Below are 15,766 nucleotides of genomic sequence, written 5' to 3'. Positions count from 1 at the left end.
CAGCTATCTTACGCTCTATAAAGGTTTCACAGGTTGCGTTTCCGAAAGATCGGAGCGCGGCCGGATTACTGCTCGTAAGGAGAAATAAATGTCCAGAGCCAGGATTTCCAACTATCGCAAGGGCGTTGCCGCGATTGCACTGTCGGCTGCTCTCGCCGGTGGTTTTGTCGCTACCGGCCCGCTCGGCGCGCTCAATGACGCGCGTGCCGACGCCGTGCAAGTCACTCCGCCGTTGCAAGCCGTCGGTTTTGCCGATCTGGTTGAGAAAGTTCGTCCGGCTGTCGTCAGCGTCCGCGTGAAGAAAGACGTGCAGGAAACCGCTGACCGCGGCGGCCAGTTCTCGGGCCCTCCCGGCTTCGACCAGCTTCCGGACGATCATCCGCTGAAGCGCTTCTTCCGCGATTTCGGAATGGACCCGCGTGGTGATGCACGCCCTGACGCCCGTCCTGATCGCCGTGGCCCCGGCAAGCGTGGTCCGCGTCCTGGACATGAACGGCCTGTCGCCCAAGGCTCCGGTTTCTTCATCTCCGAGGATGGTTATGTCGTGACCAACAACCACGTCGTTTCCGATGGCGATGCCTACAGCGTTGTGATGGACGACGGGACCGAGCTTGACGCCAAGCTGATCGGCACCGATCCGCGCACCGATCTGGCTGTGCTGAAGGTCAATGATCCGAAGAAGAAGTTTACCTACGTCTCGTTTGGCGATGACAATAAGATTCGCGTCGGCGATTGGGTCGTGGCTGTCGGCAATCCGTTCGGCCTCGGCGGTACAGTGACATCCGGTATCGTTTCGGCTCGTGGCCGCGATATCGGTGCCGGTCCTTACGATGACTTCATCCAGATCGACGCGGCTGTGAACAAGGGCAATTCCGGTGGTCCGGCCTTCAACCTGTCCGGTCAGGTCATCGGTATCAACACCGCCATCTTCTCGCCTTCCGGCGGCAGCGTCGGTATTGCCTTCGCAATTCCGGCATCGACCGCGAAGCAGGTCGTTGAGCAGCTCATCAAGAAGGGCTCTGTGGAACGTGGTTGGATCGGTGTCCAGATTCAGCCGGTGACGAAGGATATTGCATCGTCGCTTGGTCTTGCCGAGGAAAAGGGCGCACTCGTCGCCTCGCCGCAGAAGGATGGTCCGGCTGCCAAGGCCGGTATCCAGGCCGGTGATGTGATTACGGCTGTCAACGGTGAAACCGTGCAGGATCCGCGCGATCTTGCCCGCAAGGTTGCTGGCATCATTCCGGGCGAAAAGACGGCAGTGACCGTCTGGCGCAAGAACAAGGCCGAGGAAATCAACATCACCATCGAGGCGATGCCTGGCGATCTTGGCAAGGCGGCCAGCCCTTCGGGCGACAATGGCAGCGGCAGCCAGAGCGAGACACTCGACTCCTATGGCCTGACCGTGACGCCATCCGAAGATGGTAACGGCGTGGTGGTCACCGATGTCGATCCTGACAGCGATGCTTCCGACCGCGGTGTTCGTTCCGGCGATATCATCATGAGCGTTAACAACCAGACGGTGAAGAGCGCAAAGGATATCAACAACGCCATCAGCGAAGCCGCCAAGTCGGGTCGCAAGGCAGTGCTGCTGCAATTGCAAAGCAACGATCAGAGCCGCTTCGTGGCCCTGCCGATCGATCAGGGATGATGACCGGCAGTCCGTGAAGACTCTGAGCAATTCGATGCCAGGCGGCTCTCCGCCTGGCATCGCCTTATCATCAAACGGTATTATAGTAGCGCCATGAAGATTCTCGTTATTGAAGATGACCGCGAAGCGGCCCGCTATCTGGAGAAGGCCTTCACCGAGGCCGGACATTCCGCTGATATCGCCGGTGACGGTGAGACCGGCTATACGCTGGCCGAAAATGGAAGCTACGATGTCCTTGTAGTCGACCGCATGCTGCCGAAGCGCGATGGCTTGTCTGTCGTGGCCGGTTTACGCGCCAAGGGTATGGAGACCCCGGTCCTGATCCTTTCCGCGCTCGGCGAAGTGGATGACCGCGTTACCGGCTTGCGCGCTGGTGGTGACGACTACCTGACCAAGCCCTATGCATTCTCCGAGCTGCTGGCTCGTGTCGAAGTCCTGCAGCGTCGTTCCAGCCCACGTGAGGCGGATACGATCTACCGCGTCGGTGATCTGGAGCTTGACCGGCTTGCGCATACGGCGCGCCGCCAGGATGTGGACATCACGCTCCAGCCCCGCGAATTTCGTCTTCTCGAATATCTGATGCGTCATGCCGGACAGGTCGTCACGCGCACCATGCTGCTCGAAAACGTCTGGGATTATCACTTCGATCCGCAGACTAATGTCATCGACGTGCATATTTCGCGTCTGCGTTCGAAGATCGAGAAGGGCTTTGACGTTCCGCTGCTTCATACGGTGCGTGGCGCTGGTTACATGCTGAAGGCCGGACGAGCAAAACAATCCGCAGCCGCCAAGGTGGATTGATGAGCCGCTTTTCAGCGCTCATGCGCACCACCGCCGTTCGACTATCAACGCTTTACCTGCTGCTGTTCATCGTCGGCGCCGTAGCGCTGGTCTTCTACATGACCAATCTGTCGGCCTCCATGCTGGCTGCGCAGACCCAGCAGTCTCTGGGCGAAGAAATCGGCAGCATCGGCAAAAGCTATGCACGAGGCGGTATTCCGCAGCTCGTGCGCACAATCGACTATCGTTCACGCCAGCCTGGCGCCTATCTCTATCTGGTGGCCGATCCGACCGGTCGCATCCTTGCGGGCAATGTGGAAAGCGTCGAGCCTGGTGTTCTGGACACCGACGGTGTCATCGAGCGCGGTTTCAAATACAGGCGCTATGGCGAGCAGGGCACCGAGACGGAGCATCGCGCCATTGCGGTTGTGATCGCATTGCCAAACGGTATGCGGCTTCTGGTCGGCCGCGATCTGGGTGAACCGGAACAATTCCGGGACGTCGTTCGCCGGTCGCTGATGCTGGCCCTCGGTATCATGGGCGTTGGAGCACTCTTGATCTGGCTCTTTGTCGGTCGGCGCGCCTTGAAGCGTATCGATGAAGTTTCGCGGGCATCGCAGCGCATCATGGACGGCGATCTGACCGGCAGGCTTCCGGTCAACGGTTCCGGCGATGAATTCGACCGCTTGTCGGGCAATCTCAATGTCATGTTGGGTAAAATTCTGGAACTGAACGAGGGGCTGAAACAGGTTTCCGATAATATCGCGCATGATCTCAAAACACCGCTGACGCGCCTGCGCAACCGTGCGGAAGAGGCTCTTTCCGGTAAGAAGGCCGGGCCCGAATACCGTGCGGCGATGGAAGACATTATCAGCGAGTCGGATCAATTGATCCGGACGTTCAACGCCATCCTCATGATCTCACGCCTTGAGGCAGGCTATTCATCCGAGAATCTGGAAAACATGCCGGTGGCGCCGATCCTCCGGGATGTGGCTGAAATGTATGAACCCGTCGCTGAAGATGCGGGCGTGAGCCTGACACTTGGCGATCTCGACGAGGTGACCCTTCACATCAATCGCGAACTGGTCGGGCAGACGATTTCCAATCTCGTCGACAATGCAGTTAAGTATGCGGGCAAATATGCGGGTGGCGAAGAGCGGACGGCGACCGTCAGTCTGTCGATGGAGCGAGACCAGAACTGGGTCCGTATTATCGTTGCCGATAACGGTCCCGGTATTCCTGAAGAAAAGCGCGAACAGGCGACAGAACGTTTTGTCCGTCTTGAGGAAAGCCGAACGCAGCCCGGTTCGGGACTCGGTTTAAGTCTTGCCAAGGCTGTAATGAAATTGCACGGTGGCGCACTTCGTCTTGAAGGCAACGATCCGGGCCTGCGCGCTGTGCTGGAGTTCCCGTTGCCATCGGACAAGGTCGAATAATGGCGTGACATAAGAGGGGATCATGGCGGCAGAAAACGCAAAAGCACTATTCTTCGAGAGAGAGATTCGTGCTTTGAAGCCGCTCGATCCTTCAAAGGCGGAATCCTTCCTCGCCGATCTTGTTGCACGCGCTAGAGAAGACGAGCTTCCGGGCGTTGTCGCTTTGTTGCAAAAGGCGGAAGCCGCGCGTTTTCTCTCCGCTGTTCTCGATCTTTCGCCATTCATTCGCGAAGCACTGACCCGCCATCCGCGTATTCTTGATCGCATTGAATCGAAAACGCCAGAGGCGGCGCTTCAGGATATTTTGTCGGAAATATCGGCCAGTGCTGCAAGTGCAGACGTGACGGAAGCCTCCCTCATGACCACCCTGCGCATTCTGAAGCGCGAGGCACATGTCCTCATTGCACTTTGTGACCTGGCGGGCATTTTCGATACAGAAGCAACCACCGGCTGGCTCACCGATCTGGCCGAGGTATGCACGGGCACTGCCGTTCGGTTTCTGCTGCTCGATGCCGACAGTGCCGGCAAGATCAAACTTCCGGACCGAAACCATCCTGACATGCACAGCGGCTGGATTGTTCTCGGCATGGGCAAGTTCGGCGCACGTGAACTCAACTATTCGTCCGATATTGATCTCATTGTCTTCATTGATGAAACCAGACCGGCCATTGGCGATCCGTATGAATGCGTCGAAACCTTTTCGCGGCTGACACGTCGCCTTGTTCGCATTCTGCAGGACCGCACCGGCGACGGCTATGTCTTCCGCGTCGATATTCGCCTTCGACCGGACCCCGGTTCCACGCCGCTGGCCATTCCTGTTGGTGCGGCACTCCATTATTACGAAGGGCGCGGCCAGAATTGGGAGCGCGCGGCCATGATTAAGGCGCGGCCGGTCGCCGGGGATCGCGAGTCCGGAAAGCAGGTTCTGGCGGAACTCTCCCCCTATGTCTGGCGCAAATATCTCGACTATGCGGCCATTGCCGACGTGCACTCGATCAAGCGTCAGATTCACGCCCACAAAGGCCATGGCGATATTGCTGTGCGTGGGCACAATGTGAAACTCGGGCGAGGCGGTATCCGCGAAATCGAATTCTTCGTTCAGACACAGCAGCTCATTGCGGGTGGGCGCTTTCCAGAATTGCGCGGTAACCAGACGGTGCCGATGCTTGCACGACTGGCAGAGCGGGGCTGGATCACCGACAAGGCACGCGATGCTTTGGCGAAGGAATATTATTTCCTTCGCGACGTCGAACACCGCATCCAGATGATTGCCGACGAGCAGACACATATCCTGCCTGAAGATGATGAAGGCTTTGCGCGTGTCGCCCATATGATGGGTTATGCAGATCCGGCGGCCTTCTCCGATGTTTTTCTCGACGCGCTCAAGGTCGTGGAAAAGCATTATGCGGCATTGTTCGAGCAGGCTCCCGAACTTGGAAGTTCATCCGGAAATCTGGTCTTTACCGGCGATGTGGATGATCCGGGCACGCTGGAGACGCTCGCTGCCATGGGCTATGAGCGTCCGAGCGATATATGTCGGGTGATCCGCACCTGGCACTTCGGGCGCTATCGCGCCACACAGTCTGCGGAAGCCCGTGAACGCCTGACCGAGCTTACGCCAGCTCTGCTCAAGGCCTTTGCCGAGACCAAGCGTGCGGATGAAGCGCTCTTGCGCTTTGATGGTTTTCTGAAAGGGTTGCCTGCAGGCATCCAGCTTTTCAGCCTGCTGCAATCCAACGTCCGCCTCCTGAATCTCCTCGTGATGATTATGAGCGCAGCACCCAGGCTTGCCGAAATCATCACGCGAAACCCTCATGTTTTCGATGGTTTGCTGGATCCTGCGATTTTCTCCGAAATGCCGACGCGTGCCTATCTGGAAGAGCGTCTTCGCGTGTTCCTTGGACCCGCGACCGATTATGAGGAAGTGCTGGACCGGCTGCGCATATTCGCTGCCGAGCATCGCTTCCTGATCGGTATTCGCCTGTTGACGAGCGCCATTGACGGTGTGCGCGCTGGTCGCGCTTTCTCCGATCTCGCCGAACTGATGATTGGCAAGGCCTTCGAGGTCGTGGAAGCGGAGTTGGAACGGCGCCACGGCAAGGTGAAGGGCGCCAAGGTTGCTCTTCTTGCCATGGGCAAGCTTGGCAGCCACGAACTCACCGCTGGCTCCGATGTCGATCTGATCCTGCTTTACGATCACGACAAGGAGACGGACGAATCCGACGGTGAAAAGCCGCTGGCTCCCTCGCAATATTATATCCGCCTGACGCAGCGGCTTATTGCAGCACTCTCTGCGCCGACGGCGGAAGGTGTGCTCTATGAAGTCGATATGCGGTTGCGTCCCTCCGGCAACAAGGGACCGGTCGCGACCCATATCGAATCCTTTGGCAAATATCAGCGCAGCGAAGCCTGGACCTGGGAGCATATGGCCCTGACCCGCGCGCGCCCGATCCATGGCGACGAAGCCTTTATGGATCACATCAGAAGCGTGATCGACGAGGTTCTTGTCTCGCCCCGTGATTTGAAGAAGATCGCCAAGGATGTGCGTGAGATGCGCGAGCTCATCTATCAGGAAAAGCCACCCGCCGATGACTGGGATTTCAAGCTGAAGCCCGGTGGCATTGTCGATCTGGAATTCATTGCGCAATTTGCCGTGCTGGCCAACAAGATCGACAGAAAGCCGCGACCTTTGGAGACCGAGGAAATTCTGTCGGCCCTCGACCCATCCTTTGCGGATCCGGCGCTCGCCGATAATCTTGTCGGCGCACACCGTCTTTATACCAATTTGAGCCAGACGATCCGTTTGTGTCTTGGAGGTGATGCCCGCCGCGACGAATTCATTCCCGGCATGATCGACTTGTTGTGCCGTGCAGCGGACATGCCAGATATCAAGCGCGTGGAGCATCATCTGGCAGAAGTCGCCGTCGAAGTGCGGGCGAGCTTCGAGAAGCTCCTGGATATCTGATTAGAGCACATCCCGAAAAAGTGTGAAACGGTTTTCGGAAAAAGTGTGCGTTAAAACAAATACTTAGAGCGCCAATCTGATTCAATCAGATCGAAACGCGCTCTAGGCGGCGTGAATTTCCGCACTATTTCCAGCATGACCGCGCTTGCGATCTGGGATGCAGACTGAAACCACGGTGCCGACGCCTTCGGTTGACCGAATACGAAGCCAGCCGCCATGAAGCTCAGCCAGTGAACGGGTGATGGCAAGTCCGAGGCCGGAGCCGGTATGGGTTTTGGTGAACTGGTTTTCCACTTGCTCGAAGGGTTGGCCGATTTTCTTGATCGCCGATTTTGGAATGCCAACACCGGTATCTTGAATCGTCATGAAAAGGGCCGAGCCGGTCTTGCGCGCACGTACCGTAATCTGTCCACCATAGGATGTGAACTTCACCGCATTGGAGAGAAGGTTAATCAGCACCTGCTTGATCGCGCGCCGGTCGGCATAAAGCTGCATCGCATCTTCGATACGTGTATTGACCGCGATATTCTTCTCATCCGCCTGCAGCGAGATCATGCGCACCGTTTCATTGATGAGCGGACAGAGATCCATCTCCTCGCGGTCCAGCGAGAAATGTCCAGCCTCGATCTTCGACATGTCGAGAATGTCGTTGATGACGTTAAGCAGGAAGTTACCGCTGGTATGGATGTCGTTGATATATTCCTCGTAGCGGTCGGAGCCAAGCGGACCGAACGTGCCTGCCTGTATCATTTCCGAGAAACCGATAATCGCATTGAGCGGCGTGCGCAGCTCGTGGGACATATTGGCGAGGAATTCGGACTTGGCGCGGTTAGCGGCCTCAGCGCGTTCCTTTTCCTGACCGTACTTGCGCGCAAGTTCGGACAGCTCACGCACACGATCCCGCTCACCCTTGCGTGCAATGGACAGGTCGTGAATGGTTGCCATCAGACGGCGTTCACTGTCGACCAGGCGTTCCTGATGCAGTTTGAGCTGGGTAATGTCAGTGCCGATCGAAACGAGACCACCGTCCTGGGTTCGACGTTCGTTGACCTGAAGCCAGCGTCCGTCGCTGAGCTGGCGCTCGAAAGTCTGGCCACCGGCGCGATTGTGTTCATTGGCCATGCGGCGTTCGAAAGTGAAGGGCCGCGTATGGGCGTCGACTTCGTTACGCGGTACACCGGGCTTCAGCGTCCAGACCGGAAGACCTGCATATTCGCTGAATTTGGAATTCGCCATGACGAGTCGATTGTTGGCGTCCCACAGGATGAAGGCTTCCGAAATATTCTCGATCGCTTCGCGGATGCGCATGTCGGCTTCCGCCGTCTGCTGCGCGAAACGGTGCTGTTCGCTGACGTCGAAGGCGATGCCGACCAGATGCAGATCGCCTTCGCCGGCGATTTCGGCGCGAACACGCATCCAGACCCATGAACCGTCGGCATGACGCATGCGGAAAACGCGGTCGACATGCGAAATATCACCTGAAGCGGCCTGTTCGGCGATGGAATAGAGGTCGCCATCTTCCGTATTGATGATTGCGGCCACATCGCCGAACGGCAGCACGGCATCCTGCGCTTCGTAGCCGAGCATTTCATACATGGAGCGCGACCAGTAGATGCGACCGCGTGCCATGTCCCAATCCCACAGGCCACAGCGACCACGACCCAACGCCATATCGATACGGCGCTGGATCTGGCCGGAAAGATCATCGGCCTCGCGGGCTCGCGCTGCCTGGCTGAAATAGGCATAGAGAATGGCGAACATCACGCCGGTCGTACCCGCAAACAGCGTCACGTTGAGTGACACCGCCCGGCGCCATTCCGCAAAGATCGTGCTTTCCGGTTCGATAGCGATAACGGAATAGGGCACAGTCATCGGCTTCGACAAGGCGCCGAAAGCCGGTTCACCTTGCAGCATGACTTTCAGCACGCCTGCGCGTTCTGCAAACAGGAATAGTGGCTGCGCTTCTGCAAGGATCGTATCGACCGGCTTGCCGGATAGATCGGATATCGGACCTGATATCGCTACGACTGAAGACTGAGGATCGATCACGGCAAGTGTCATGCCGGACGAGGACAGCCCGCGAGAGCGGAATTCCGCCATCGTGTCCTGAATGTCCTTGGCGGCGATCTGCGCCCCGGCGTCGGTGCCGTTGGCAACACGTTCGATCATCTGCGCAAGATTGGCAGTCGCTGCCGACAGAAAGGCCTTATGCTGCTGCTCGATATCTTCGCGCCACGCCAGCATCGAGAAGACGCGCGCAACGCCGAGAATAATCAGAAAAATGATGATGAGTGCCGGAACGAGACGGCGCAGGATAGGCTCGATTGAGACGAACTTGCCATAGGCCGGACCTGCAAGAAGACTGACATGGCCCGAGAGCTTGCCCTTCCTTCTTTTCCGACCGGATTCGCAATGCGTCCCCGCCGGCGCGCCATACGCGTCGGTGCTCGCCATATAGTGGTCCCTCGTGAATTCCCTGCGAGTGAAGTGATTCGGAATACGCCACCTCCGAATGTCATCAATGAATCAAAAGTGATTCGCGCTGTCCAGCGAATTCGTTAACGAGGCGTAAAAATCGGGCTTTTTATCAGTCGATTTATTCATGAATCTCAAGCTCTTAAGTGGAATCGGCATAGCATCTGATTCGGATAAAGGCATGAAAAGACTCATGAAAGCGGACTGGTCGCCGCCTCTGCGTCTGTTAGCATGAAAGGTTCGTTCCGATGATTGGCTGAACAACCGGAACGAACGAATCATCACGACGATCAGGATAGGTCGCGAATCAGGCGAGAGTGCGGTCCACGATATCGCGCAGGTCGGTCGACAGTTTGCCCGCAGCCGAAATACGCGCCAGAGCTGCTCTTGCATGCTCGCGACGAGCATCTTCGAGCGAACGCCAGGAGCGAAGCGCCGTCAATAGCCGGGCCGCGAGCTGTGGGTTCTCGGAATCTATCGACAGGATCGTATCTGCAAAGAACTCATAGGCCGCACCGTCCTTGCGGTTGAAGCCGGTCGGATTGGATGCGGAGAACGAACCAATCACCGAGCGGACGCGGTTCGGATTGTCGAGCGAGAAGAGGGCGTGTTTCGTGAGATCACGCACAGCTTGCAAGGCTTCAACACCGGGACGGCTCGCCTGCACGCTGAACCACTTGTCCATCACAAGACCATCCTTGCCGAACTGGCGCTCGAAACTTGCCAGTGCGTCCTTTGCTTCGTCTGTATCGCCAAAGCGGTGCACCAGCACAGCAAGGGCTGCAAAGCGGTCCGTCATATTGTCTGCGACGGCAAACTGAGTGGCAGCGCGTTGCTGGCTTTTCTCATTGCGGCTCAGATAATCGAGCAGCACATTCCGCAAGGCACGTTTGCCCGCTGCGCCTGCATCTGGCGAGAAAGCCCCATCCTGTTTCAGAGCATCGTAGAGCTTGGCGAAGCTACCGGCATAACGGGCGGCAATGACGTCGACGAAGTGATTCCGGCTGACGAAGATCGCATCCGGATCGACATTGCTGCCCATTTCGCGTGCGATGTCGCTTTCGCTTGGCAAGGTCAGGCAGAGCGCGCGGAAGGCCGGATCAAGCGTTTCGTCGGATGCTACGTTTCCAGCAAGTTCGATGGTTTTGTCGTCAACGACCGCTGCGTGACCGCCGCGAACACGTTTGGCACCTTCAAGCAGAGCCTGACTGAAAATCCCGGTTAGTGCCTGCCACCGGGCAACCGGATCACTGTCGTTCAGTGCAAGGAAAGCACGATCCTCGTCCGATAAAGGCGCTGTCAGATTTACGGGAGCCGAGAAGCCGCGCAGCAATGACGGTACAGGGCGTTCCTTGATGCCATGAAAGGCAATTGTTTCGGATGAGCGATGCAGATGGATGATATCGCCGCGCACATCGCCGCCTTCCACGGACGTTGCAACCATATCCTTGCCATCGGGTCCGATAAGGCCAAAGGCAATAGGGATGTGCATTGGTTTCTTGACCGATTGTCCGGGCGTGGCTCCCAGCGACTGTGTCAGTTCGATCGTATAGGTTTCATTAGCCGCATTGTAGGCGAAAGCGGCTTCCACCTTCGGCGTTCCAGCCTGATCGTACCAGAGTGCGAATTGTGAAAAGTCCTGACCGGAAACATCGGCGAAAACCTTGACGAAATCTTCGATCGTCGCGGCTTCCCCGTCATGGCGCTCGAAATAAAGGTCCATACCCTTGCGGAACAGCTCAGGCCCGATGACCGTGCGGATCATACGCACGACTTCCGAACCTTTTTCATAAACGGTCGCCGTATAGAAGTTGTTGATCTCGCGATATTCGCGTGGGCGTACCGGATGGGCGAGCGGCCCGGCATCTTCCGGGAATTGCTGCGCCTTGAGGATCTTCACTTCGGCGATGCGCTTCACCGGGCGGGAGCGCTCATCGGCGGAAAACTCGTGATCGCGATAGACCGTCAGGCCTTCCTTCAGGCAGAGCTGGAACCAGTCGCGGCAGGTGATGCGGTTGCCGGTCCAGTTATGGAAATATTCATGCGCGATGACAGCCTCAATACCCGCATAGTCAACGTCGGTAGCGGTTTCAGGATCGGCCAGCACATATTTGTCGTTGAAGACGTTGAGCCCCTTGTTCTCCATCGCGCCCATGTTGAAATCGGAAACGGCAACGATATTGAAAACATCAAGGTCATATTCGCGCCCGAACTTCTCTTCGTCCCAGCGCATGGAGCGTTTCAATGCATCCATGGCATAGAGCGCGCGGCTTTCCTTGCCATGCTCGACATAGATCGCCAGATCGACCGGCCGTCCTGATTGTGTGGTGAAGTGATCCTTCACGACGCCGAGCGACCCCGCAACCAGAGCGAAGAGATAGGACGGTTTTGGGTGCGGATCGTGCCAGATCGCGAAATGCCGGTCCGACTTACCTTCGACTGGTCCGTTGTCGACAGGATTGCCGTTGGACAGGAGAATGGACGCAGCTTGCCTGTCGGCGTCAATCCGCACCGTATAAACTGACAGAACATCCGGGCGGTCATAATAATAGGTAATGCGGCGGAAGCCTTCTGCTTCGCACTGCGTGCAATAAACGCCGCTTGAACGATAAAGACCGGATAGCTGGCGGTTGGTTGTCGGATTGATTTCCGTCACGATTTCAAGCGTGAAGCGCTTGCCTTCAGGCAGGTCGCTGATTTCAAGCTGGTCAGGCGTTGCGACATAGCTGTTATCGGCCAGTGGCTTGCCGTCAATGGCAATGCTGACGAGTTTCAGTTCGTCACCGTCGAGCATCAGGGGCGTACCAGTCAGGGTGCCATCGCGGCGCTCAATCGTAAGGGTCGCACGGACGAGGGTTTTTTCCGGTTCCAGTGAGAAGTCCAGTTTCGTCTCGGGTATGGCGTAAGGGGTCGGACGGTAATCTTCGAGACGGAATGTCTGGCCGGTTTCAGTACGCATAGCGAAACTCTCTCCTTTAACTCACGATGCTGGATTCGTACCCGGAATTGAGACCAAGGGAAACTCAATTCCAGAACAAGTAACCAGCCTTTTGTGGCACAGCAGGCGCTTTACCAAATAATTTTCAGCCGGACCTTTGTGCTACTGGTGCTGTGTCACAAACAGGAATAAGAAAACACGCCCGGATACTTTGGGCGAACCTTCGCTTTATGGTTTTAAGGAATTGCGTTGTGAACGCTCACGCGAGCGCGCCTGTCGAGGCTGCCCATCTTGAAACGAATCCGATGCTCGGCATCGGTCTCAAAATCGCTTCCGTTGCCGTTTTTGTCGCCATGTCCACCTTGCTGAAAGCGGCTGAAGGTGTGCCGGTCGGACAATTGATCTTCTTCCGGTCTTTCTTCGCAATCTTCGCGATATTGCTCTATCTGGCGTGGCGTGGGCAACTTTCCGGCGTGTTCCACACCCAGAACGGTTTCAGCCATTTCTGGCGTGGGCTGGTGGGCGTTTGTTCCATGTCAATGAGCTTTTTCGCTCTCACCAAGCTGCCACTGCCGGAAGCAATCGCGATCAATTACGCTTCGCCGCTGATTACCGTCATTCTGGGCGCAGTCATCCTGCATGAAGTGGTGCGGTTTTATCGCTGGAGCGCGGTTCTCATCGGGCTTGGCGGTGTAATGGTCATCATCTGGCCACGGATGACGGCGTTCTCTGGCGGCGGCATGGGGAATGACGAGGCCATCGGCGCACTTGCCGCTCTGGGTGCTGCGGTCACGTCCGCGGTGGCCATGATGCTTGTGCGCCGTCTCGTTCAGACGGAGCGCACATCGACCATCGTGATCTATTTTTCCATATCCGCGAGTATCATTTCTCTGGCGAGCCTTCCGTTCGGCTGGATCGTACCGAATTGGTCGCAGCTTGCCATGATGGTCGGTGCTGGCTTTGCCGGTGGTGTCGGCCAGATTCTTCTGACCGAATGCTATCGCCATGCCCCAATGTCGACGATTGCGCCCTTTGAATACACATCGATGCTGCTGGGACTTGCCATCGGCTTTCTGCTGTTTGGCGATATTCCGACCTTCGAAATGCTGGCCGGTAGCGCCGTCGTCATGGCTGCAGGCGGTTTCATCATCTATCGCGAGCACAAGCTTTCCATCGCGCCGCACAAGGTGAACGCACCGCAGACGCAGTAATTTAGCTTTGACCGGGTGTGCCTTCAGCACGGGGATCGAGCTGCATGGTTTCCGGCGTGGATTGTCCGTCTGGCGTATGGAACTTGTACTCGGTCTTCTGGTCGCTGATGGCCGGACGCTCGAAGCGGCGGATGCGCCAGAAGGCATGCAGGCCATACGAGGCGTAAGCGATGGCCATGGTTACGAAGAAACCCGGAGCACCGATCAGGTCCATCAACGGACCCGAAAGGGCGGGCCCGATGACACTGCCTACGCCGTAGATAATCAGCAATCCACCGGAAACCTTTACGAATTCGCTGGCATCCGCATAGTCATTGGCGTGGGCAACGTTGAGGCTATAGATCGGATAGATCACCGAGCCGAACAGAAACATCATGATGTAGAGCGCCAAGGGCGATGTGGGGTGGAACAGCACCATCACCATCGACAAGGCAAAGCCGATGACCCCGGCGATCACCATGACATAGCGACGATCCACAAAATCGGACCCCCGACCCAGCGGATACTGAAAGATCGCGCCGCCCACCATCGCGCAGGCAAGCATGGTCGCGATGCCGAAGGTGGAAAGGCCATTCATCTCACCGTAAATGGCGGCGAGGAAATTCCATGTGCCTGCGACGATACCTGCAATCAGCGAACCGACGGCCGCAGCAGGCGACCGTCGGTAAAGCCCTTTCAGATCGAGCGAGACCTGTGTCAGCGGATTGGGTGATTGCGCGCTTGAAAGGGCGGTTGGAAGCAGTGCGCTTGCATAAATGATGGCGCAAATGATGAAGAGCGTCTGTGTTCCCGCATCGCCGAACGGCAATATATACTGCCCGCACAGCAGGCCGAGCATGGTGATGATCATATAGATCGAGAAGATGCGACCGCGCGATTCATTGGTCACGCGCTCATTCAGCCAACTTTCTATAATCATGTAGCTGCCTGCGAGCGAAAAGCCCGCGACGCCACGAAAGATCATCCATGCGACAGGACTGACGACCAGAGCATGGAAAAGAAGCGCCATCGAAAGCAGCGTCGCCAACGATGAGAAGACACGCACGTGACCTACGCGGCGCACCAGATGCGGTACCACAATGCAGCCGATCGTGAAGGCGAGGGAATAGCTCGTGCCCATCCAGCCGATGGTCGTGGTCGACCAGCCTTCCATGCCACCACGCAGGGGCAAAAGAATACCCGCAAGGCCACCGGCAAGCAGCATAAGAAAGGTGCTTGCAAGCAAAGCAGCTATGGGCAGGAGCTGGCCAGCCATGAAAAACTCCACAGTGAAATCCCATGGGGAAACTGAATTTAGGGCTACTTGTCGCCGAAAGGCGGTTTGGCAAGCGGCGAAATAGAACAAGTTTGCGGCATGTTGGTGACAATGCCGCCTGCACCGCCTGCCGATGCCACTGAACTACGGAGATTTCAACTAATCAATTCGGCCAATTTCAGCTTCACAGCCAGAAAATCGCGCCATGCAAAACGCTTTTGTGCAGGTGTCCTGAGAAGATATGCGGGATGCAGGGTCGGCATGACGGGAATTTCGAGGCCGTTGGGCGTACGATGAATTTTCCAGTTGCCGCGCAGGCGCAGGATGCCTTCCGTCGCGCCGGTGAGGGCCTTGCCCGCAGGACCGCCCAGGGCAACCAGAACTTTTGGTGAGGCAAGCTCGATCTGTCGTTCGATGAATGGCCGACAAAGTTCCGTCTCAAGCGGCGTCGGCGTACGGTTGCCGGGCGGACGCCACGGGATCGTGTTGGCGATGTAGACGCTTTCTCGCTTCAGGTCGATGGATTCGATCATGCGATTGAGAAGCTGTCCGGATTTTCCGACAAACGGCAATCCTTCCATATCCTCATCTCGTCCGGGCGCTTCACCGATGAACATGATGTCGGATGACGGATCACCATCGGCGAAACAAAGGTTCTTCGCCGTGAATTTCAGGTTGCAGCCGTCGAATGCCGCAAGCTTCTCCCGCAATTCTTCCAGCGTTGAAGCCTGTGCCGCCGCTTCGCGTGCGAGCGCAATCTGCGCCGTATCGGGAAGGTCGGCTGCGGCTTGCACAGGCTTGCTGGTGGGGGCGGGGGCCGGCGCTGGGCGCGGTTGTTGCTGCCGGGCGCGCTCAGGTGAATTCGGCATCTGCGCGGTTGGCTGCGAAGAGGCAGGGCGTTGAGGCTCTGCAAACCGGTCTATCGGCGTTTCGGAAAGCGGCATGTCAATGCCTGCCTCCGCATAGAAGCGGAGCAAACCTTCAATATCCAGCGGTTCGCGATTATCAGCCATTATCTACCTCACCTCTGAGGTGGCGAATTTTGCAGGTGAATGCAA

At 57.2% G+C, this 15,766-nt stretch carries 9 protein-coding genes; 5 read left to right on the top strand and 4 right to left on the bottom strand.

Annotation, left to right across the window (positions count from 1 at the left end; genetic code table 11):
• The first annotated feature begins 88 nt into the window (after positions 1-88).
• From FIB18_RS06160 to FIB18_RS06145, 4 genes are all read left to right on the top strand, one after another.
• Complete coding sequence (locus FIB18_RS06160) at positions 89-1,648, top strand: Do family serine endopeptidase (protein WP_140019867.1); 1,560 nt, start codon at positions 89-91, stop codon at positions 1,646-1,648.
• A 93-nt stretch (positions 1,649-1,741) separates the two neighbouring features.
• Positions 1,742-2,449: a response regulator transcription factor gene (locus tag FIB18_RS06155; RefSeq protein WP_061347250.1), complete on the top strand. Its 708-nt coding sequence runs from the start codon at positions 1,742-1,744 to the stop codon at positions 2,447-2,449.
• Positions 2,446-3,864 (top strand): sensor histidine kinase, encoded by a 1,419-nt coding sequence (locus FIB18_RS06150; RefSeq protein WP_174977392.1) that lies wholly within the window; start codon positions 2,446-2,448, stop codon positions 3,862-3,864. The genes FIB18_RS06155 and FIB18_RS06150 overlap by 4 nt, the downstream gene beginning before the upstream one ends.
• 22 nt (positions 3,865-3,886) lie before the next feature.
• Positions 3,887-6,829, top strand: coding sequence for a bifunctional [glutamine synthetase] adenylyltransferase/[glutamine synthetase]-adenylyl-L-tyrosine phosphorylase (locus FIB18_RS06145; RefSeq protein ID WP_140019865.1), 2,943 nt, complete (start codon positions 3,887-3,889; stop codon positions 6,827-6,829).
• Between the two features lie 102 nt (positions 6,830-6,931).
• Here the strand turns inward: FIB18_RS06145 and FIB18_RS06140 are convergent, their stop codons facing one another.
• Positions 6,932-9,283: a PAS domain-containing sensor histidine kinase gene (locus FIB18_RS06140; protein WP_140019864.1), complete on the bottom strand. Its 2,352-nt coding sequence runs from the start codon at positions 9,281-9,283 to the stop codon at positions 6,932-6,934.
• Between the two features lie 328 nt (positions 9,284-9,611).
• Entirely contained in the window at positions 9,612-12,263 is a 2,652-nt protein-coding gene (gene pepN, locus FIB18_RS06135; RefSeq protein WP_140019863.1) for an aminopeptidase N, read from the bottom strand.
• A 209-nt stretch (positions 12,264-12,472) separates the two neighbouring features.
• Between pepN and FIB18_RS06130 the strand changes: the two genes are divergently transcribed.
• Complete coding sequence (locus FIB18_RS06130; RefSeq protein WP_210296027.1) at positions 12,473-13,453, top strand: DMT family transporter; 981 nt, start codon at positions 12,473-12,475, stop codon at positions 13,451-13,453.
• Between the two features lies 1 nt (position 13,454).
• Here FIB18_RS06130 and FIB18_RS06125 read toward each other — a convergent pair whose 3' ends face one another.
• Together FIB18_RS06125 and FIB18_RS06120 are read right to left on the bottom strand one after the other, a co-directional pair.
• Positions 13,455-14,708 carry an MFS transporter gene (locus FIB18_RS06125; RefSeq protein ID WP_140019861.1) on the bottom strand — a complete coding sequence of 418 codons (1,254 nt, stop codon included), beginning with the start codon at positions 14,706-14,708 and terminating at the stop codon, positions 13,455-13,457.
• A 155-nt stretch (positions 14,709-14,863) separates the two neighbouring features.
• Positions 14,864-15,721 (bottom strand): uracil-DNA glycosylase, encoded by an 858-nt coding sequence (locus tag FIB18_RS06120; RefSeq protein WP_140019860.1) that lies wholly within the window; start codon positions 15,719-15,721, stop codon positions 14,864-14,866.
• Positions 15,722-15,766: the final 45 nt, after the last annotated feature.

The sequence above is a fragment of the Brucella pecoris genome (genome assembly GCF_006376675.1).
Classification (GTDB): domain Bacteria; phylum Pseudomonadota; class Alphaproteobacteria; order Rhizobiales; family Rhizobiaceae; genus Brucella; species Brucella pecoris.
Note: the sequence above shows the minus strand (reverse complement) of the source record. Positions and strands in the feature narration are given on the sequence as shown.